Here is a 19,014-nt window from a genome sequence, read left to right as displayed (position 1 = left end):
CGATCTGGCTCAAAGCGTCTGCTGTGAGCGCAAAGTGGGCCCTTCGTTTGTTGTTAGTGGCTTGGCTGGTGCTGGGTTTGGCGTGGGCGGGACTGCATTTTTGGATTGTGCCCCGAATCGGCGAACTTCGCCCGTGGCTGGAGCAACGGGCCTCCGCGGCGCTGGGAACCCCCGTCCAGATCGGTGGCATCGCCGCCATTTCCAACGGGCTGATCCCCTCTGTTGAGTTGACCCAGGTGCGCCTGCTGGACCCTCAAGGTCGAGATGCCCTGGTGCTGCCTTCCGTCCAAGCGGCACTTTCCCCCCACTCGCTCTTGCGTATGGGCGTGGAGCAGCTCTACATCGCCAAGCCGGTTCTCGATATCCGTCGCACGCCGGATGGGCGCTTCTGGATTGCCGGCATGCCATTGCCTGAAGGCGGTGGCGACGACAGCCCCGCACTCGACTGGTTGTTTGCGCAGTCGGAGCTGGCCATTGTGGGTGGCACCGTGCAGTGGACGGACGAGCTGCGCGGCGCGCCGGCGTTGCTTCTGCAGGAAGTCAATCTCGTGTTGCGCAACCGCCTTCTCTCGCACGCGGTGCGACTTGATGCCCAAGCCCCGGTTGCGTGGGGTGACCGGTTTAGCGTGTCTGGCGTTTTTCGGGAGCCCTTGCTCGCGCGCCGTTCGGGCCAGTGGCAAACCTGGGACGGTCAGGTGTACGCGAGTTTTCCGCAGGTAGATCTGTCACACCTGCGCCGTTACGTAGACCTTGGAGTGGACCTGGTGCAAGGTCAAGGCGCTTTGCGGGCCTGGGTGGATGTGAAGAAGGGTCAGGTCATTGGTGCCACGGCTGATGTCCAGATGGCAAGTGTGCAGCTCACCGCTGGAGCGAAGCTTCCCGCATTGAGCTTGCGCACGGTGTCGGGCCGCGTGGGCGCACAGCGCTTGGAGGGTGGTTCGGAAGTATTCACCCAGGCCCTGCAGTTTGAAACGGAGGACGGCGTGCGTTGGCCCGGCGGCAATGTGCTGCTGCGCCGCTGGGACGCTGCGGGGAACACTCCCGCCCGTGGCGAAGTAGTGGCTGACCGGCTGGACTTGGCCGCGATCGGCGACATTGCCCAGCGCCTCCCCTTGGGCGATGCGCTGCACGCCGAACTGAAACAGTTGGGTGCGCGCGGGCTGGTGGAGCAACTTGATGGAAGTTGGCGCGGCCCCCTGGAACAACCTGAAAACTATGCGCTCAAAGGGCGTGTCAGCCAACTCACGATCCCGGCGCAAAACCACAACAAGGTGTTGCGCCCAGGCTTTCAGGGACTGGACGCCGACTTTGACCTGAACCAGGCCGGCGGCAAGGTCCAGCTGGTGTTGGACAAAGGCGTGTTCGACGCACTCGGCATTCTCGAAGACGGCCCCGTGTTCTTTGAGCAACTGCGAGCCGATGTGGCATGGCAGCGTCAGGGCGAGGCCTTGACGGTGTCCGGCAGCAACGTGCGCTTTGCAAATGCCGACGCCCAAGGTGAGTTGTTGTTCAAGTGGCAGTCTGCAGCCAATGGCCCTGGCGTACTCGATTTGCAGGGCAGTTTGGCGCGGGCCGAAGGCACGCGTGTACACCGCTATCTGCCGTTGGAGTTGGACAAAGAGGTGCGTGACTATGTGCGGGGAGCGGTGCTGGCGGGCACCGCGACGGGAGTCAAGTTCAAGCTCAAGGGCGACTTGGCACGCTTCCCGTTTACGGATGCGAAGCAAGGCGATTTCCGCATTTCTGCGAATGTGCAGAATGCCAGCCTCGCGTATGTGCCGCCGTCCTTGCTGCCGAAAAACAGCTTGCCTTGGCCGGCGCTGGAACAACTCAACGGCGAGCTCATCATTGACCACGCCACTTTGCAGGCCAGGGTGGACCGGGGCCTACTCGCCGGCACAGCCATCCAGCTAGGCAAGGCCGAAGGCTTGATCACAAATATTTACGACGGTGCGCAACTACAGGTCGCGGCCGATGCCAAAGGCCCGCTGGCCGATGTGCTGGCTGTGGTCAACCGTTCCCCGCTGGGGGGGCTGCTGGACAACGTGCTGGCGACCGCCAGTGCTACGGGGGGCGCAGAGTACAAGCTCAAGCTGGGCTTCCCCATTGCCGATGTGGACCGCGCCACGGTGTCGGGATCCATCGCACTTTCCGGCAATGACCTGCAAATTACCTCGGATACCCCCCGATTGCAGCGGGCCAGGGGTACGGTGGCCTTCAACGAGTCCAGCTTTACCGTTGCCGGTGTTGCCGCGCGTGCCGTGGGCGGCGATGTACGTATAGATGGCGGATTGAGCTTGCAAGCCGCTACGCCGGCCAACCGCACCGTGGTGCCGGCCACTTTGCGTGTCCAGGGTACCGCGACCGCCGAAGGCCTCCGCCAAGCCAAGGAGCTCGGCCCACTGGCCCGCCTGGCTGGCGATATGCGGGGCACAGCTGCCTACAACTTGGTGCTGGGCTTGCGCTCCGGCACTCTGGAATGGCAGCTCAACTCCAGCCTGGTGGGCATGGCACTGGCCTTGCCAGCCCCATTTGCCAAACCAGCCGAGCAGCCCCTGCCTTTGCGGCTGGACAACACAGCGGTGCGCCCCGCCCCAGGGATGGCGAGTCCGCAGCCCTTGGAGCAGCTGCGCTTGGAACTGGGACGTTTGGCCTCGGCCGTGTATGTGCGGGATCTGTCTGGTACGCAGGCGCGTGTGGTGCGCGGAGCCATAGCCCTGGGGCTGGCCGATGACGAGTCGGCACCGCTGCCAGACGAAGGCGTGGTGGCCAACGTCAGCGTGGCGGTGCTGGACGCTGATGCGTGGAGCAAGGTGTTGGAGCGCGTGGCCGGTGAAGGCGTGCCGGTGGGCAACGTGCCGACTTCCGGGACCTCGGCCACCATGGGGTATTTGCCTACGGTGTTGGCTGTCCGCACCAAGGAGCTCACCGTAGGCGGACGCAAGTTGCACAACATGGTGGTGGGTGGTGGACGTGATGGCATGGTCTGGCGTGCCAACCTGGATGCGACCGAGCTCAGTGGCTACCTCGAATACCGCCAGCCTTCGGGGCCGAATGCTGGGCGTGTGTACGCCCGCTTGGCTCGTCTTGCGGTGGGACAAAGCACGGCGCAAGATGTGGAGAGCTTGCTGGACGACCAGCCCAGCACCATCCCTGCGCTGGATATCGAAGTAGAAGACTTTGAGCTGCGTGGCAAAAAGCTGGGGCGGGTGGATTTGGAGGCGGTGAACCTCGGGCCGACCGGTGCACGCGAATGGCGGCTCAACCGCTTCAACATTCAAACCCCCGAGGCAACCCTCACGGCCAGTGGCAACTGGGCCAATCTGGGCGGTGCAACGGCAGGCCGCAGCCTCAAGGAGCGGCGCCGCACGGTGCTCAACTTCAAGCTCGATATCAATAACTCGGGTGAATTGCTGACGCGGTTTGGTATGCCCGGCGTCGTGCGCAATGGCAAGGGCAAGGTCGAAGGCCAAGTCGCCTGGCTGGGTTCTCCCATCACAGTGGACTACGCCAGCATGGGCGGCAACTTCAATGTGAATGTGGAGACCGGGCAGTTTCTCAAGGCCGACCCGGGCATTGCCAAATTGCTGGGGGTGCTGAGCCTGCAGTCGCTGCCGCGCCGTCTCACGCTCGATTTTCGCGATGTGTTCAGCGAAGGGTTTGCCTTTGACTATTTCCGTGGCGACATTGCGGTGGAGCAAGGGATTGCCAAAACCAGCAACTTGCAAATGAAAGGTGTGAACGCGGCAGTGCTGATGGATGGCCAAGCCGACATTGCCAAGGAGACGCAAAACCTGCGCGTGGTAGTGGTGCCCGAAATCAATGCCGGTAGCGCCTCGCTGATCGCGGCGGCCATCAACCCGGTGGTGGGCTTGAGCACCTTCTTGGCCCAGTTGATCTTGCGGGGGCCGCTGGTCAACGCCGCCACGCAGGAATTTACGATCGACGGTACCTGGGTGGACCCCAAGGTCACCAAAGTCGAGCGCCGTTAATCATTCTTCAGGAGTTATCGCCATGCGTGTTGCCGCCCTCCAGATGGTGTCCACCGACCAACTGTCGGACAACCTCCAACAAGCCCAGACCCTGCTGGAACAAGCGGCCCAGGCCGGCGCTGAGCTGGCCGTGCTGCCCGAGTACTTTTGCCTCATTGGCCAACGCGACGCAGACAAACTGGCCATTCAGGAGCCCTTTGGCAGCGGGCCCATGCAGGATTTTCTGGCTGCTACCGCGCGTCGCTTGGGTCTGTGGATCGTGGCCGGTACCTTGCCGATCACCGCTGACCAGAAAGACCGCGTCTTCAACAGCTCGCTGGCGTACAACCCGCAGGGTGAATGTGTGGCGCGGTACGACAAGATCCACCTGTTCCGCTTTGACAATGGCAGCGAGAGCTACGACGAATCGCGTGTGCTGGAGCGCGGCCACACGCCCACCGTGTTTGCGCTGCCCTCGCGCGACGGCCACACCTGGCATGTGGGCATGAGCATTTGCTACGACATGCGCTTTCCCGAGCTTTACCGCGCCTATGCCGAGCAAGGGGTGGATCTGATTCTGGCGCCAAGCGCCTTCACCCACATCACGGGCCAGGCGCACTGGGAGGTGCTGCTGCGCGCCCGCGCGATCGAAAACCTGTCGTTTGTGGCCGCTGCGGCCCAAGGCGGGGTGCATCCCAGCGGGCGGCGCACCTGGGGCCAGTCGCTGGTGGTGGACCCCTGGGGCCAGGTGCTGGCCCAGCAGGCGCAAGGCGCGGGTGTGGTGCTGGCCGACTGCGATGCAGCCCGTCTGCTGCAATTGCGCAGTCAGTTGCCATCTCTACAACACCGTGTGCTGGCTTAACTTGCTATGAAAAAAGTAGCTATTGGCGCAATATCCATGGGCTTTCTGGCTACTAATGCCTTAAATCTCAATCTTCTTTTTGCGGCGTGTCGTTGGTGGCGTCCTGTGACGGCAGCTCCCCCCCCTTGCGGCCGGCAAACATGGTCCACCAAATGATGGCAACAAAAATCAGTCCGGCCCCGAGGGCTTCGAGCAGCAGCAGTGTCATGGGGCGTTATGGGGCAGTGGTGGCAACGCTGCTGATTGTAGGAACGCTGGCCGGTTGCGGGAGTGTGCCCGTGCTTGCCCCCGTGGCCAGCCCGGTTGCTGTACCTTCCCGCCCCGCACCCGCTGCTCCCCCAGAGGGGAGCCTGTCTCAGGCTCGTAGTACCTGGGTACCCGTACCTTGGTCCGAACTGCCAGGCTGGGGCACTGACAACCTGTTCGAAGCCTGGAATGCTTGGCTCAAAAGCTGTGAAAAAGTTGCGCCACCGTGGGCCGCCTTGTGCCCCGAGGTGCGGCGCCTGAGCATTGGCAACGCCCAAGAGCAGTTGGCCTGGATGCAGTCGCGTTTGCAGGCCTACCGCATCGAAGCGGCGCCTGGTGAGTCCATCGGCCTGCTCACCAGTTATTTCGAGCCCGTGATCGAGGCCAGTCGGGTGCCTGCGCCTGGGTTCACCGTCCCCCTCTATGGCCCGCCCCCTGGTATGGCCCAGCGCAAGCCTTGGTACACACGGCAGGAAATGGACACCTTGCCCGAAGCACAGGCCGTGCTCAAAGGTCGCGCCATTGCCTACATGGCGGATCCCGTGGATGCGTTGATTCTCCAAATCCAGGGCTCGGGCCGGGTGCGCATGGCGCAGGCTGATGGCAGCCAGCGCTGGGTGCGCCTAGCCTACGCCGGTACCAACGACCAACCCTACCGCAGTGTGGGCCGCTGGCTGCTGGACCAAGGTTTGGTGAAAGATGCGTCGTGGCCCGGTATCAAGGCCTGGCTGGCGCAAAACCCGGGCCGCCAGCAGGAGCTGTTGTGGGCCAACCCGCGCGTGGTGTTCTTCAAAGAGGAAACCCTGTCCGAGCTGGAGTCCGCGTTTGGCCCGCGCGGCGCGCAGGGTGTGGCGTTGACACCGGGCCGCTCGATTGCGGTGGACCCCGGCAGTGTTCCCTATGGCACGCCGGTGTGGCTGGTATCTCCCGGGCCCCAAACCAGCCTGCAAAAGCTGGTGCTGGCGCAAGACACGGGGAGTGCCATCACGGGCGCCGTGCGCGCAGACTATTTTGCTGGCTGGGGCGCCGAGGCCGGTGACTTGGCAGGCCGCCTGCGCCAACCACTGCAGATGTGGGCGATCTGGCCGAAATAGCCTAGATAGCGTTACCATGGCAGCACAGCAACCTTGAAGCCTTCTAAAGGACGGACCCCATGAGCAAAGAGATGCGCGAGATTGATGAGCGGACCAACCTGGCCGCCAACAGCATGTTTGAACTGCTGCTGTTTCGATTGGGGGAGGCTGCCAACAGTGCAGACCGCCGTGAACTTTTCGGTATCAATGTCTTCAAGGTGCGTGAAATTTTGGTGATGCCCGAAATCACGGCCATGGTGAACTCCCCCCCTGAAGTGATGGGCGTGGCCAATATCCGCGGCCAGATGATCACCGTGATCAATCTGCCCATGGTGGTGGGCTGCAAGCCCACCAAGGGGCTGGGTATCTTGCTGGTCACCGAGTTTGCCCGCACCACACAGGCTTTTGCCGTGGAAGAGGTGAACGAGATCGTCCGCCTGGAATGGAAGCATGTCTTGTCGGCCGAAAATTCGGGTGGCGGGCTGGTCACAAGCATTGCGCGCCTGGATGGCGCTGCCGAAGACACTCGTCTGGCCCAAGTGCTGGACGTGGAGCAGATCCTGCGCAATGTGATGCCGCAGGAAGTGAAGTCCGAGGAGTCCAAGGGCATCCCCAAGCTGCGGCTGGAGCCGGGTCAGATCATCCTGGCTGCCGACGATTCTGCCGTGGCCCGCATGATGATTGAAAAGGGCTTCAAGTCCATGGACGTGCCCTATGTCATGACCAAAACCGGCAAAGAAGCTTGGGAGCGCCTGCAGGCCATGCATGCCACGGCGACGGCAGAGGGCAAGTCCATCAAAGACAAGGTGGCCTTGGTGCTGACCGATCTGGAAATGCCCGAGATGGATGGCTTCACGCTGACGCGCAACATCAAGCAGGATGGCCGCTTCAACCAGATCCCGGTCATCATCCACTCCTCACTCACGGGGTCGACCAACGAGGGCCACGTGAAGAGCGTGGGGGCTGATGCCTATATCGCCAAGTTTGTGGAAGAAGAACTGGCTGCGACGATACGCGACGTGCTGCACCGCTAGCGCTGTGCGCGGCGGGTGGCGATCTGCGTCGCGGCGGAGCGTGGGGGCCTTATGGGGCCCCTTTTTACATTCGGCATTTCACGAGCTTGGAGCCGTGTTCCAGTACAAATTCGCGGAAGGCGCCATTCACCCCGCTCAGGGCTGAGTCCCGCCGGTGCAGCAGGCACCAGTCCAGCATCTTGGGCATGTCTTCCATGTGCAGCACCGCCAGCTTGCCGGCCTCAATCTCCACCTGGAAGGTGTGGGCCGACAAAAAGCTGATGCCCATGCCCGCCATCACCGCCTGCTTGATCGTTTCGTTACCCGACAGTTCCATGGTCACCCGCACCGGCAGCGATTGGGCCTGCAGCAGGTGGTCGAAGAATTGCCGCGTGGCCGAGCCGGGTTCGCGGAAGATGAAGGGCTCGTCGCGCAATGCATCCCAGTGGATACGGCGCTTTTTGGCCAACGGGTGGTTGGCGGCGGCCACTACGCAGTGCGGGTTCTGCGCAAAGGTCTCGGCCTCCACATCGGCCTCGGACGGCGGGTAGCCTGCAATCGCCACATCCAATTGGTGGTCCTGCAGCATGGCCAAAATGGTCTCGCGCCGGTCTACCGTGAGCTTGAACTTCACGCCCGGCCAATGTTCGGCAAAGGCCATCAAGAGGGCGGGCGCAAAGTAGTGGGCGGAGGACACCACCCCCAGGTGGAGCAGGCCCCCGTGGCCGCCGGCGGCATCGTGGAAGGCACCAATCGCTTCCTCCGCGATCGTCACCTGGTTGAGGATGCGCCGCGCCTGGCGCAACATCTCTTCGCCGGCCTGGCTCAGGCTCACCTTCTTGCCCGCTTTCACCAGCAGCTGCAGGCCCAACTCGGCCTCCAGTTGTTGCACCTGCATGGACACGGCGGGCTGTGTCACGTTCATCTGTTCGGCCGCGCGCGAGTAGCTCAGCTGCGTGGCCACGGCCTCGAACAGGCGCAGCTGGCGCAGCGTGAGGTTTTTGAGTCGAAGCTCGCGTTTGCCGCTTTGCAGCTCGGGGCTTGCTGCTGGGGATCTGCGGGATTTCCCTAGGGCTTGGTGTGTGTGCGTCGGGGCAGTGATGCGGCGTTTCATCGGTGTTTTCCCTAGGGATTCAGCATGCCGCAGCCGGGCGCTGCGAGGTGGGCTGGGCGCTTACGCGGCGTGTGGATCGCATTCTAGTGATCTATCAGAATTTCTGATCAATTTCATAAAAAAGTCTGCGTTGTGCCTATAGCTCTGCCTGTCTACAGTGACACCAATTCTTCGTAACTGCATTGCCCATGACTACTCGCTCCCAACCCGTCCCGTTCCCTGTCTGGAACCAGGACCACGCCGCCAAGCTGGACCAGCCCAACCTCTTGCTGTACCGCTCCAACCTGCTGGGTTCCGACCTGCGCATCACCAACTACGGCGGTGGCAACACCTCTGCCAAGATTACCCAGAAGGATCCGCTCACCGGTCAGGATGTGCAGGTGCTGTGGGTCAAAGGCTCGGGCGGTGATGTGGGCTCCATGAAGCTCGATGGCTTCTCCACCCTCTACATGGACAAGCTCAACGCCCTGCAAGGCATCTACCGCGGCCCCGAGCATGAAGACGACATGGTGGGCTATCTGCCGCACTGCACCTTCAACCTGAATCCGCGCGCTGCCAGCATCGACACCCCCCTGCATGCCTACCTGCCGTTTGCGCATGTGGACCATATGCACCCCGACTCGGTCATCGCCATCGCGGCCATGGCCAACAGCGAAGCGATTACCAAGGAAGCTTTCGGCGGCACCATCGGCTGGCTGCCCTGGCGCCGTCCCGGCTACGAACTGGGCCTGCAACTGCAACGCTATGTGGCAGCGCACCCCGGCCTCAAAGGCTTGGTGCTGGGCGGCCATGGCCTGTTCACCTGGGGTGACGATTCCCGCAGCTGCTACGAGAACACCGTGGCCGTGATTGAACAAGCCCAAACCTGGTTGGCCGCACAAGCACTGGCCCGCAAGGCCGTGCCGTTTGGTGGCGCCAAAGTCAACGTGTTGGATGCAGCCGCTCAAGACGAGGTGTTGGCCCGCGTGCTGCCCGTACTTCGCGGTCAGGCCTCGCAAAGCGGGCACAAGCTCTTGCATGTGGACCGCCAAGCCGTGGTGATGGAATTTGTGAACAGCCAACAGCTCGAAGCCTTGGCGGCCTTGGGGACCTCCTGCCCCGACCACTTCCTGCGTACCAAGATCAAGCCGCTGATCCTGGACGAATCGGTCTACAACCTGGGCGGTGCCGAGCTGTCCAAGGCCATTGCCACCAAACTGGCCGACTACCGCGCTGACTACACCGCCTACTACGAGCGCTGCAAGCGCGCCAACAGCCCGGCGCTGCGCGACCCCAACCCCGTCATCATCCTGCTGCCGCGCATTGGCATGGTGTCCATTGCCAAGGACAAGGCCACGGCCCGCATTGCCGGCGAGTTTTATGTGAACGCCATCAACGTGATGCGCGATGCCAACGCCATCGACACCTATGTGGGCCTGCCCGAGCAGGAGGCGTTTGACATCGAGTACTGGTTGCTCGAAGAAGCCAAGCTGCAGCGCATGCCCAAGGCCAAGCCTTTGGTGGGCAAGGTGGCCCTGGTCACCGGCGGCGCCGGCGGCATTGGCCGCGCGATTGTGGAGCGCCAGCTGCAGGAGGGCGTGTGCGCCGTGCTGCTGGACATCGACGCCGAAGCCCTGAACACGACCGTGGCCGAACTGTCCAAGAAATACGGCAAGGACGTGGTGCGTGGTGTGGTGTGCGACGTGACCAGCGAAGAGTCCGTCATCGCCGCCTATGCCCGTGCCGCCATCGAGTACGGGGGTGTGGACATTCTGGTCTCCAATGCTGGCATTGCGTCCGCCTCGCCGCTGGAGGACACCACGCTGGCGCTGTGGAACCGCAACCAGAGCATTCTGGCTACGGGCTACTTCTTGGTGGGCCGCGAAGCCTTCCGCCTCATGAAGGCGCAGGCCGTGGGCGGCTCCATGGTCTTCATCGCCAGCAAAAACGGGATGGTGGCCAGCAACCAGGCGGTGGCCTACTGCGCGGCCAAGGCGGCCGAGATTCAGCTGTCCCGCAGCTTTGCGCTGGAAGGCGCACCGCTGGGCATCCGCTGCAACGTGGTCAACCCTGACGCCGTGATCCGTGGAAGCAAAATCTGGACGGGCACCTGGAGCCAGGAGCGCGCTGCGGCCAACAAGGTGAGCGAGCAAGAACTCGAAGCCTTTTACCGCGACCGCTCCATGCTCAAGCGCAGCGTCTTCCCCGAAGACATTGCCGAGGCGACCTACTTCCTCGCCAGCGAGCTGGCCGCCAAGTCCACCGGCAACATCCTCAACGTGGATGCGGGCAACTTGGCCGCCTTCCCGCGCTAAGACAACACGCATCCGAGACACACCATGACACAACTGATCAACGCCGCCCTGATTGCGGAACATAACGCCCAAGCCGCTGCGCGCGTCAACCTGGACTACGAAAACCTGGGCGAGCAACTGGCCCGCCGCGGTGTGGACATTGCCGTGCTACAGGCGCAGGTGGCCAAGTTTGCTGTGGCCGTGCCCAGCTGGGGTGTGGGCACCGGCGGCACCCGCTTTGCGCGCTTCCCCGGTCTGGGTGAGCCGCGCCATGTGTTCGACAAGATCCAGGACTGCGGCGTGATCCAGCAACTGGTGCGCTGCACGCCCACCGTGTCCCCCCATTTCCCCTGGGACAAGGTGAGCGACTACAAGGAGCTGCGCCAGCACGCCGAAGCCAATGGCGTGGCTTTTGACGCAGTCAATTCCAACACCTTCTCCGACCAGAAAGACCAGCCGCTGTCCTACAAGTTCGGCAGCCTGACCCATGCCGACGCCAGCGTGCGTGCCCAAGCCGTGGCGCACAACCTGGAGTGCATTGAAATTGGCAAGCAGCTGGGCAGCAAGGCGCTGACCGTGTGGATTGGCGACGGCTCCAACTTCCCCGGCCAAAGCCACTTCCGCCGCCAGTTCGAACGCTATCTGGACAGCAACCGCCAGATCTACGCCGCGCTGCCGGCCGACTGGCGCATGTTCCTGGAACACAAGATGTTCGAGCCCGCGTTTTACGCCACCGTCATCCAGGACTGGGGCAGCAGCCTGCTGGCCGCGCAAACCCTGGGTCCCAAGGCGCGCTGCCTGGTGGACCTGGGCCACCATGCGCCCAACACCAACATCGAATTGATCGTGGCGCGCCTGGTGCATGCGCAAAAGTTGGCTGGCTTCCACTTCAACGACAGCAAGTACGGTGACGACGATCTGGACAGCGGCAGCATCAACCCCTACCAGCTGTTTCTGGTGTTCAACGAACTGGTGGACGCTGCGCAAAGCCAAGCCGCCAATTTTGATCCCGCCTACATGCTGGACCAATCGCACAACGTGACCGACCCCATCGAGAGCCTGATGACCAGCGCCGTGACCGTGCAGCGCTGTTATGCCCAGGCCCTGCTGGTGGACCGCAAGGCGCTCACCGCCTACCAGGACAGTAACGATGTGCTGATGGCTGCGCAAACCCTGAAGCAGGCCTTCCACACCGATGTGACGCCCCTGCTGCAAAAGATCCGCATGGACGCGGGCGGCGCTGCCGACCCGGTGCAGGCCTACCGCGCCAGCGGCTACCGCAAGCAGATGGCGGCGATCCGCCCGGCCAGCGGCCCAAGCAGCGGCATTGTTTGAGCGAACTTGCATCAGCAATGTCGCACTCCCCTTCGACCCCGGTTCACGCCACCAAGCCTTGGTGTGTGCATTCGGTATCGAGACCGGCCTTAGGGCCAATTTTCCCTACTAACAATTCCAGGAGACACGCATGAAAAAACACCTCAAAACCCTGCTCACTGTGGCCTTGAGCGCAGCGTTGGTCAGCCCCGCCTTTGCGGCCGACAAGATCGCCCTTGTGGTGAAGAGCCTGGGTAACGGCTTCTTTGACGCTGCCAACCAAGGCGCCCAGGAAGCCGCCAAGGAGCTCAAGAACGTCGAAATCATCTACACCGGCCCCGCCAAGGCGACTGCCGAAGGCCAGATCGAAATCGTCAACTCCCTGATCGCGCAAAAGGTCTCCGCCATCGTCATCTCTGCCAACGACCCGGACGCCCTGGCCCCTGTGCTCAAGCGCGCCATGGACCGCGGCATCAAGGTGCTGTCGTTTGACTCCGGCGTGCGCAAAGATGGCCGCATGATGCACCTGAACCCCTCCAGCAACCCCTTGATCGGCGAGAAGCTGGTGAAGATGACGGCGGACGCCATTGGCGCCACCGGCGAAGTGGCCGTGCTGTCCGCGACCGCACAAGCGACCAACCAGAACATCTGGATCGAGGAAGCCAAGAAGGTGCTGGCACAGCCCGCCTACAAGGGCCTGAAGCTGGTGAGCGTGGTCTACGGTGACGACCAGACCGACAAGAGCTACCGCGAAGCCCAAGGCCTGTTCAAGAGCTACCCCAACCTGAAGGCCATCATCGCTCCCACCACCGTGGGTGTGGCCGCAGCGGCTAAGGCCGTGCAGGATGAAAAGAAGGTCGGGAAAATCTTCGTGACCGGTTTGGGTCTACCCTCTGAGATGGCCGGTCACGTCAAGAGCGGTGCCGTCAAGTCCTTCGCCATCTGGAACCCCATCGACCTGGGCTACTCCTCCATCATGGCAGCCAGCCAATTCATCTCCGGCAAGGTAACCGGCAAGGCCGGTGACAAGGTCTCCTTGGGCCGCGTGGGCACTGTGACCCTGGACGCCAATGGCGAAGCCGCCATGGCCGAGCCTTTCACGTACGATGCCTCCAACGTCGAGAAGTTCGCCAAGTTTTTCTAACACCCCCGTGGCTGTAGTGCTGCGCACTTTCGCCTTCCCCCTTGCAGGGGGCAACACCAGCAGCCCGGCATAGCCGGCTCTGCGGTGTTTCTGGTGAGGGTGCGCTCCAGCTGACAGCTCCTTCAGTGGGTAAGTTCGTGGGGCATCGCTCTCGGGTAGATGCCCCTCTTTTTTGGAATGTTGGATTCTCATCATGTCTGATGTATTGCTGAGTCTGCGGACCATCCACAAGCGCTATGGCGCAACCCACGCGCTGCGCGGGGTGGATCTGGATTTGCGGGCCGGGGAAGTGCTGGCCCTGGTGGGCGAAAACGGCGCGGGCAAGTCCACGCTGGTCAAGATGCTCACCGGCGTGGTGCCGGTGGACGAGGGCGTGATCACGCTCAATGGCAAGGTGCAGACCTTCGCCAATGCACAGGCCTCGCAGGCCGCAGGCATCCTGGCCGTGCACCAGGAAACGGTGATGTTCGAAGAACTCAGCGTGGCCGAAAACATTTACGTGGGTCGCCACCTCATGCGCGGCCCCTTCATCGACTGGAAAGCGATGAACACGCAGGCCCAGGCCGTGCTGGACCAGATCGGCGCGCGCTTCAAGGCCACCACGCTGGTCAAGGACCTGAGCCTGGCCGAGCGCCACCTGGTGGAGATTGCACGCGCGTTGTCACAAAAAGCGCTGGTGGTCATCCTGGATGAACCCACGGCCGCGCTGTCGCAGGCCGAGATCCGCGACTTCTATGGCATCGTGCGCCAGCTGCGCGACCAAGGCGTGGGTGTCATCTTCATTACCCACAAGTTCGATGAGATCTTTGCCGTGGCCGACCGCTATGTGGTGCTGCGCGACGGCGCTGCGGTGGGCAACGGTGCGATTGCCGACGCCACCGAACAGGAGCTGGTCAAGCTCATGGCCGGGCGTGCCATTGATCAGATCTACCCGCACATTGCCTCCACACCCGGCGAGGTGGTGATGACGGTGAAGAACCTGTCGCACCCCACCGAATTCAACAACGTGGCCTTTGAGCTGCGCCGTGGCGAGATCCTGGGCTTCTACGGCCTGGTGGGCTCGGGCCGCAGCGAGGCCATGCTGGCCATCATGGGCCTGAACCCTGCCGCTCAGGGCGAGTTCGTGGTGTGTGGCCAGACGCTGCATGCGCGCCGTCCCGGTGACGCGATTGCGGCCGGTATTGCCTATGTGCCCGAAGAGCGCCAGCGCCAAGGCGGCATTCTGGGCTTCTCGGTGGAGCACAACATCAGCCTGGCCGGCCTCTCGCGCTTTGCGCGCGGTGTGTGGCTGTCCAAGGTGCGGGAGTCCGCGCTGTGCCAGCGCATGATTGAGCGCCTGCGCATCAAGACCCACTCAAGCGACACGCTGTTGTCGGGCCTGTCGGGCGGCAACCAGCAGAAGGTGGTGATCGCCAAGTGGCTGGGGCTGGATCCGCGCATTGTGATTCTGGACGAACCCACCAAGGGCATCGACGTAGGTGCCAAGCAGGCGGTTTACCAGCTGATTGCCGAGATGGTGGAGCAGGGCTTGGCCGTGATCCTCGTGTCCAGCGAATTGCCCGAGGTGATGCACCTCGCGCACCGCACCATCGTGATGCGCCGCGGCGTGCAGGTGGCGGAATTTGACCGTGCGAATGCGCACGCAGAACAGATCGTGGCCGCGGCCTCGGGCCTGGTCACCGTGCCCGCGCCCCGTGCGGCCGAACCAGCGCCCGCGCAGGAGGAGTTGGCAGCATGAACGCTTTGAAATCCATACGCCGGGAGTGGCTGCTCTTGGCCATCATCGTGGCCATTGCGCTGGCCGTGGGTGCTCGCGCGCCCGTGTTCTTGACCTGGCGCAACGGCCTGGACATCGCCAACGACTCGGCCATCCTCGCCATTCTGGTGATGGGCCAGATGCTGGTGCTGCTCACGCGCGGCATTGACCTGTCCGTAGCCTCCAACCTGGCGCTGACCGGCATGGTGTGTGCGCTCATCGGCAAGGCCTGGCCCGGTGCTTCGGTGCCTGTGCTGCTGGTGCTGGCCCTGGGGGTGGGCGCCCTGCTGGGCGCGGTGAACGGCTGGCTCATCACGCGCTTCGAGCTGCCGCCCATTGTGGTGACGCTGGGCACGCTGTCGGCCTACCGCGGTGCCATCTTTGTGGCGAGTAAGGGCGCCTGGGTGTCGGACCAAGACATCCATGAAGTGATCAAGGGCCTGCCGCGCCAGGAGTGGCTGGGCTTGCCCGCGCTGGTGTGGTTTGCACTGGCCGTGCTGGCCTTGACGGCGGTGTTTTTGAAGCTGCGCCGGGAAGGCCGCGAAATTTATGCGCTGGGCGGCAACCCGCATGCAGCAGCCTATGTGGGCATCTCCGCCAACAAGCGCCTCATGATGGTCTACACCCTTTCCGGCATGCTGGCGGGCCTCGCCGGTCTGCTGTGGGTGGGGCGCTACTCCATTGCCTACACCGAGCTGGCCGCGGGCTATGAACTCACCGTGGTGGCCGCCTGCGTGATTGGCGGGGTGAGCATTGGTGGCGGTGTGGGCAGCGTGCTGGGCGCAGCACTGGGCGTGCTCTTCATCGGCGTGGTCAACGGCGCACTGCCGGTGATCCAGGTGTCACCGTTCTGGCAGCAGGCGATTGCCGGTGCCGTGATATTGATTTCGGTGACGGTGAACGCCCGTGCCGAGCGGCGCGCAGGGCGCCAGATTCTGGAACACAAGGCAGCGCCGTCGGGCGCTGCACAAGGAGCGGCAGCATGAAGGCCTGGAACACATGGGAGCGGGTGCTGCTGGCCCTGCTGGTTTTACTGCTGGTGGTGTTTGGCATTGCGCAGCCGGGCTTCATGACGCCCGACGCGCTGGCAGACAGCACCTTCAACTTCAGCGAAAAAGGCATCCTCGCGCTGGCCTTGGCGTTGCTCATCATCACGGGCGAGATTGATCTGTCGATTGCGGCCATCCTGGCTCTGTGCTCGCTGGCCATGGGCTATGCGATGAAGGCGGGTGCTGGTCCCCTGGGGATGACCTTGGCAGCCTTTGCCACCGGTGGTGTGGCTGGCGCCATCAACGGCATTCTGGTCACGCGCTACAAGCTGCCGTCCATCGTGGTCACCATCGGCACTCTGTCGCTGTACCGCGGCCTGGCGCTGGTGGCGCTGGGTGACCAAGCCATCTCGGGCTACCCCGAGGTGTTCTCGACGCTGGGCAACAGCTACGTGGGTGAAGTGATTGGCGTGCGCTGGCTCACGGTGCCCATCGAGTTCGCCATCTTGCTGGTGGCTGCCATTGCGGTGGGCGTGGTGCTGCACCGCACGGTGGCTGGCCGACGCCTGTATGCCATTGGCGCCAACCCCGTCGCGGCGCGCTTCTCGGGCATCGAGGTAGACCGTTACCGCATGGCACTGTTCGTGTTTGCTGGCCTCATGGCCGCGCTCGCAGCGCTCATGCTGACCGGCCGCATCGGCAGCACCCGCCCCAACATTGCGATGGGCTGGGAGCTGGATGCCATCACCATGGTGATCCTGGGTGGCGTGGCGATTGAAGGCGGGCGTGGCAGCATCGTCGGCACCATGCTGGCCGTGTTGTTGCTGGGCCTGTTCACCTTCGCCATGGGCATGGCCAATGTCACCGGCATCGTCATGAGTATGGTGATCGGCGCGCTGCTCATCGTGTCCATGGTCTTGCCCCGATTCTTCCGCCGCCAGGGAGCCCGTGCATGAGCGCTGTTGAACACACCGAAAAATACGCCTTCCGCATGTTCCTGAATCCGGGCTGCGTGGCGGAGTACAAAAAGCGCCATGACGAGATCTGGCCGGAACTCAGCACCCTGTTGACCGAGTCCGGCGTGCGCGACTACAGCATCTACCTCGACGAGGAGCACCATGTGCTCTTCGCCGTGCTGCGTCGCAAGGCGGGCCACACCATGGACGCACTGCCGCAGCACCCGGTGATGCAGCGCTGGTGGGCCTATATGGCCGACATCATGCGTGCCAACCCCGATGGTTCGCCCGTGGCCGAGCCGTTGCCGTGCATGTTTCACATGGACTGAGGGCGTGGCGGTGAATGACGAACTGACGCTGGTGATTGACATCGGCAAAAGCCACGCCAAGCTGTTGATGGTGGACGCTCAGGGTGCGGTGGTGGAGCGCCATGGGCGTGCCAACGCCAGTGTGCCTTCGCCCTTGGGCTACCCCGCGCTCGACGTGCAGGGCTTGGAAGACTGGATGGCGCAGACCCTGCGCAGCAGCGCGCACACTGCGCATTGCGGCCGTGTCATCACCTCCACCCACGGCGCTGCATTGGTAGCGCTGGGGGACGAGGGTCTGGCATGGGACCCGGTGGATTACGAATTTGAAGGACTGGCGCAGCACCCGCTGTTGGCCCAGGCGTTTGAGGCGGCGGCGGACGGCTTTGCCCACACCTTGTCTCCGGACCTGCCAGCCGGCCTGAATGCGGCGCGCCAGCTGTTCCAGGTGCAACACCTGCACCCTGAAGCCTGGCGGCGCACACGCTGCCTGCTGCCCTACGCGCAGTACTGGGCCTGGCTTCTGAGCGGCGTGGCGGCCAGTGAGGTGTCTTCCCTCGGCTGTCACACCCATTTGTGGTGCCCGCAAGAGGGCGGCTTCTCGGCGCTGGCGCAGGCACAAGGCTGGGCCGCGCTGTTTGCACCGCTGCGCTCTGCCTGGGAGGTGCTGGGCCCTGTGAGTTCCGACATTGCCGAGGCTTGGGGCCTGCCCGCGCACTGCCAGGTCCATGTCGGCGTGCACGACAGCAATGCCTGCCTGGCGCGCTACCTGGACGCGTCGGCGGTGGATACCTCGGCGCTGACCGTAGTGTCTTCGGGCACCTGGACCGTGCTGATGGCGCCCGGTGCCCCCACGGCCAGCCTGCAGGCCGAGCGCGACATGCTGGCCAATGTGGACGTGCTGGGCCGCGCCACGCCCACGGCCCGCTTCATGGGCGGGCGCGAGTTTGCGGCGCTACTGGACGGCGCACCGCCGGACGCCGGTACGCTGGACGATGTGCAGGCGCTGGTGGACTCCGCCACGTTGGCCATGCCCTCGTTTGCCGAACATGGCGGCCCATTCATGGGGCGACAGGGGAAGATCGTGCGCGATGGCAAGCCCTTGCCAGTCGCTCTGCCGCCTGGCCAGCGCGCGGCCTTGGCTGCGCTGTACTGCGCCCAGACCACCGCCTGGCTGGTGGAGCGGCTCTGGGACGGTGTGGCCCTGCCGCGCACGGTGCTGCTGGAAGGGCCGCTGGCCCATAACGCCTTGTACCTGGCGCTGTTGCAAGCCCTGCTGCCGCAGGCACGCTGCCTCGCCAGCCATGATGAGATGGAGGGCACTGCGCGCGGCGCCTGGCTGCTGGCGCGCTGGGGTGACCCGGCGGCAGTCACCACCTCGGCCCTGGCGCCGGTAGACGCTGCGCCAGTGCGTGGCTTGCCGGCCTACCACGCCCAGTGGATGGCTAGCGCAGCGTAACGCGCACCTGCACCTCGGTGCGGGTTTGGCCGCTCTGCTGCTGCGCGCCGGTCAGGCCGCTGTTGCTGGACTGACTGCTCTGCTCCGATTCGCCCACCGTGGTCCATTCATCCAGCGGCAGCGCCAGCACGCTGCTGGTGGCGGATGAAGCCTGCGCGACCGGCACGGCATTGCCAGAGCGCAGCGCTTGCTGCGCCGCCAGCTCCAGCTCCACCAGCGTGCCGCCGTCCCAGCGCGGTGTGGCGCTGAACCCCGTGCCGGCCTCCAGCAACACCGTGCCCACGGTGGTTACCACGCGGCCATTGCGCACAAAGCCCTGCAGCAGGCGGATGGGTGTGGTGGTCTGCAGCCCCAGGCGCACAGGCCGGCCATTGAGCACCAGCGCCTGCTGTGTGGCCGTACCGCTGTTGCGCGACTGGTTCATTTGCACGCCTCCCCGGTTGCCCAGTTCCACACCCGTGCGCTGGCTGTCGTCCGACTGCACCTGGCGCACCTCAATGAGCAGGTTGCGCATCGGAAGAGGCGCCTGAATTGCTATC

The 19,014-nt window shown here is 63.8% G+C and carries 15 protein-coding genes; 12 read left to right on the top strand and 3 right to left on the bottom strand.

Annotation, left to right across the window (positions count from 1 at the left end):
• Window positions 1–23: 23 nt before the first annotated feature.
• Window positions 24–3,992, top strand: coding sequence for a YhdP family protein (locus U5O12_RS13260; RefSeq protein WP_322579096.1), 3,969 nt, complete (start codon window positions 24–26; stop codon window positions 3,990–3,992).
• 22 nt (window positions 3,993–4,014) lie between these two features.
• Window positions 4,015–4,833: a carbon-nitrogen hydrolase family protein gene (locus tag U5O12_RS13255; protein ID WP_322579095.1), complete on the top strand. Its 819-nt coding sequence runs from the start codon at window positions 4,015–4,017 to the stop codon at window positions 4,831–4,833.
• 67 nt (window positions 4,834–4,900) lie between these two features.
• Here the strand turns inward: U5O12_RS13255 and U5O12_RS13250 are convergent, their stop codons facing one another.
• Window positions 4,901–5,041: a hypothetical protein gene (locus tag U5O12_RS13250; protein WP_322579094.1), complete on the bottom strand. Its 141-nt coding sequence runs from the start codon at window positions 5,039–5,041 to the stop codon at window positions 4,901–4,903.
• Here U5O12_RS13250 and U5O12_RS13245 point away from each other — a divergent pair.
• Both U5O12_RS13245 and U5O12_RS13240 read left to right on the top strand, forming a co-directional pair.
• Window positions 4,974–6,173 (top strand): murein transglycosylase A, encoded by a 1,200-nt coding sequence (locus U5O12_RS13245; protein ID WP_322579093.1) that lies wholly within the window; start codon window positions 4,974–4,976, stop codon window positions 6,171–6,173. The genes U5O12_RS13250 and U5O12_RS13245 overlap by 68 nt on opposite strands.
• Before the next feature lie 59 nt (window positions 6,174–6,232).
• Window positions 6,233–7,186 carry a chemotaxis protein gene (locus tag U5O12_RS13240; protein ID WP_322579092.1) on the top strand — a complete coding sequence of 318 codons (954 nt, stop codon included), beginning with the start codon at window positions 6,233–6,235 and terminating at the stop codon, window positions 7,184–7,186.
• Between the two features lie 64 nt (window positions 7,187–7,250).
• Here U5O12_RS13240 and U5O12_RS13235 read toward each other — a convergent pair whose 3' ends face one another.
• Window positions 7,251–8,279, bottom strand: a complete 1,029-nt coding sequence (locus U5O12_RS13235; protein ID WP_322579091.1) for a LysR family transcriptional regulator — start codon at window positions 8,277–8,279, stop codon at window positions 7,251–7,253.
• 188 nt (window positions 8,280–8,467) lie between these two features.
• Between U5O12_RS13235 and U5O12_RS13230 the strand changes: the two genes are divergently transcribed.
• The 8 genes from U5O12_RS13230 (at window position 8,468) to U5O12_RS13195 (ending at window position 18,475) form a co-directional block, all read left to right on the top strand.
• A complete protein-coding gene (locus U5O12_RS13230) occupies window positions 8,468–10,573 on the top strand; it encodes a bifunctional rhamnulose-1-phosphate aldolase/short-chain dehydrogenase (RefSeq protein ID WP_322579090.1) in 2,106 nt (701 codons plus the stop codon).
• Window positions 10,574–10,597: 24 nt separating this feature from the next.
• Window positions 10,598–11,887, top strand: a complete 1,290-nt coding sequence (rhaI, locus tag U5O12_RS13225) for an L-rhamnose catabolism isomerase (protein WP_322579089.1) — start codon at window positions 10,598–10,600, stop codon at window positions 11,885–11,887.
• A gap of 130 nt (window positions 11,888–12,017) precedes the next feature.
• The gene (gene rhaS / locus U5O12_RS13220) at window positions 12,018–13,010 is read left to right on the top strand and encodes a rhamnose ABC transporter substrate-binding protein (RefSeq protein WP_322579088.1); all 993 of its coding nucleotides are present in this window, start codon (window positions 12,018–12,020) and stop codon (window positions 13,008–13,010) included.
• A 193-nt stretch (window positions 13,011–13,203) separates the two neighbouring features.
• Window positions 13,204–14,748 (top strand): sugar ABC transporter ATP-binding protein, encoded by a 1,545-nt coding sequence (locus U5O12_RS13215; protein ID WP_322579087.1) that lies wholly within the window; start codon window positions 13,204–13,206, stop codon window positions 14,746–14,748.
• Window positions 14,745–15,752, top strand: a complete 1,008-nt coding sequence (locus U5O12_RS13210) for an ABC transporter permease (RefSeq protein WP_322579086.1) — start codon at window positions 14,745–14,747, stop codon at window positions 15,750–15,752. The genes U5O12_RS13215 and U5O12_RS13210 overlap by 4 nt, the downstream gene beginning before the upstream one ends.
• Complete coding sequence (locus tag U5O12_RS13205) at window positions 15,749–16,711, top strand: ABC transporter permease (protein WP_322579085.1); 963 nt, start codon at window positions 15,749–15,751, stop codon at window positions 16,709–16,711. Before U5O12_RS13210 ends, U5O12_RS13205 begins: the two co-directional genes overlap by 4 nt.
• Window positions 16,708–17,040 (top strand): L-rhamnose mutarotase, encoded by a 333-nt coding sequence (gene rhaM, locus U5O12_RS13200; RefSeq protein ID WP_322579084.1) that lies wholly within the window; start codon window positions 16,708–16,710, stop codon window positions 17,038–17,040. Before U5O12_RS13205 ends, rhaM begins: the two co-directional genes overlap by 4 nt.
• A gap of 4 nt (window positions 17,041–17,044) precedes the next feature.
• Window positions 17,045–18,475 (top strand): L-fuculose kinase, encoded by a 1,431-nt coding sequence (locus U5O12_RS13195; protein WP_322579083.1) that lies wholly within the window; start codon window positions 17,045–17,047, stop codon window positions 18,473–18,475.
• Here U5O12_RS13195 and U5O12_RS13190 read toward each other — a convergent pair.
• Window positions 18,462–18,989 carry a hypothetical protein gene (locus tag U5O12_RS13190; RefSeq protein ID WP_322579082.1) on the bottom strand — a complete coding sequence of 176 codons (528 nt, stop codon included), beginning with the start codon at window positions 18,987–18,989 and terminating at the stop codon, window positions 18,462–18,464. The two genes, U5O12_RS13195 and U5O12_RS13190, sit on opposite strands and share 14 nt — an antisense overlap.
• Between the last annotated feature and the right edge of the window lie 25 nt (window positions 18,990–19,014).

Origin of the sequence: Rhodoferax sp. (assembly GCF_034519335.1) — a bacterium.
GTDB lineage: Bacteria > Pseudomonadota > Gammaproteobacteria > Burkholderiales > Burkholderiaceae_C > Allorhodoferax.
Note: the sequence above shows the minus strand (reverse complement) of the source record. Positions and strands in the feature narration are given on the sequence as shown.

Excerpts from the sequence above, each read along its gene's own strand:
- U5O12_RS13215 (WP_322579087.1), top strand. The coding sequence starts at position 13,204 with ATGTCTGATGTATTGCTGAGTCTGCGGACCATCCACAAGCGCTATGGC.
- U5O12_RS13235 (WP_322579091.1), bottom strand. The coding sequence starts at position 8,279 with ATGAAACGCCGCATCACTGCCCCGACGCACACACACCAAGCCCTAGGG.
- rhaM (WP_322579084.1), top strand. The coding sequence starts at position 16,708 with ATGAGCGCTGTTGAACACACCGAAAAATACGCCTTCCGCATGTTCCTG.
- U5O12_RS13245 (WP_322579093.1), top strand. The coding sequence starts at position 4,974 with ATGGTCCACCAAATGATGGCAACAAAAATCAGTCCGGCCCCGAGGGCT.
- U5O12_RS13255 (WP_322579095.1), top strand. The coding sequence starts at position 4,015 with ATGCGTGTTGCCGCCCTCCAGATGGTGTCCACCGACCAACTGTCGGAC.
- rhaI (WP_322579089.1), top strand. The coding sequence starts at position 10,598 with ATGACACAACTGATCAACGCCGCCCTGATTGCGGAACATAACGCCCAA.
- U5O12_RS13210 (WP_322579086.1), top strand. The coding sequence starts at position 14,745 with ATGAACGCTTTGAAATCCATACGCCGGGAGTGGCTGCTCTTGGCCATC.
- U5O12_RS13205 (WP_322579085.1), top strand. The coding sequence starts at position 15,749 with ATGAAGGCCTGGAACACATGGGAGCGGGTGCTGCTGGCCCTGCTGGTT.
- U5O12_RS13230 (WP_322579090.1), top strand. The coding sequence starts at position 8,468 with ATGACTACTCGCTCCCAACCCGTCCCGTTCCCTGTCTGGAACCAGGAC.
- U5O12_RS13250 (WP_322579094.1), bottom strand. The coding sequence starts at position 5,041 with ATGACACTGCTGCTGCTCGAAGCCCTCGGGGCCGGACTGATTTTTGTT.
- rhaS (WP_322579088.1), top strand. The coding sequence starts at position 12,018 with ATGAAAAAACACCTCAAAACCCTGCTCACTGTGGCCTTGAGCGCAGCG.
- U5O12_RS13190 (WP_322579082.1), bottom strand. The coding sequence starts at position 18,989 with ATGCGCAACCTGCTCATTGAGGTGCGCCAGGTGCAGTCGGACGACAGC.
- U5O12_RS13240 (WP_322579092.1), top strand. The coding sequence starts at position 6,233 with ATGAGCAAAGAGATGCGCGAGATTGATGAGCGGACCAACCTGGCCGCC.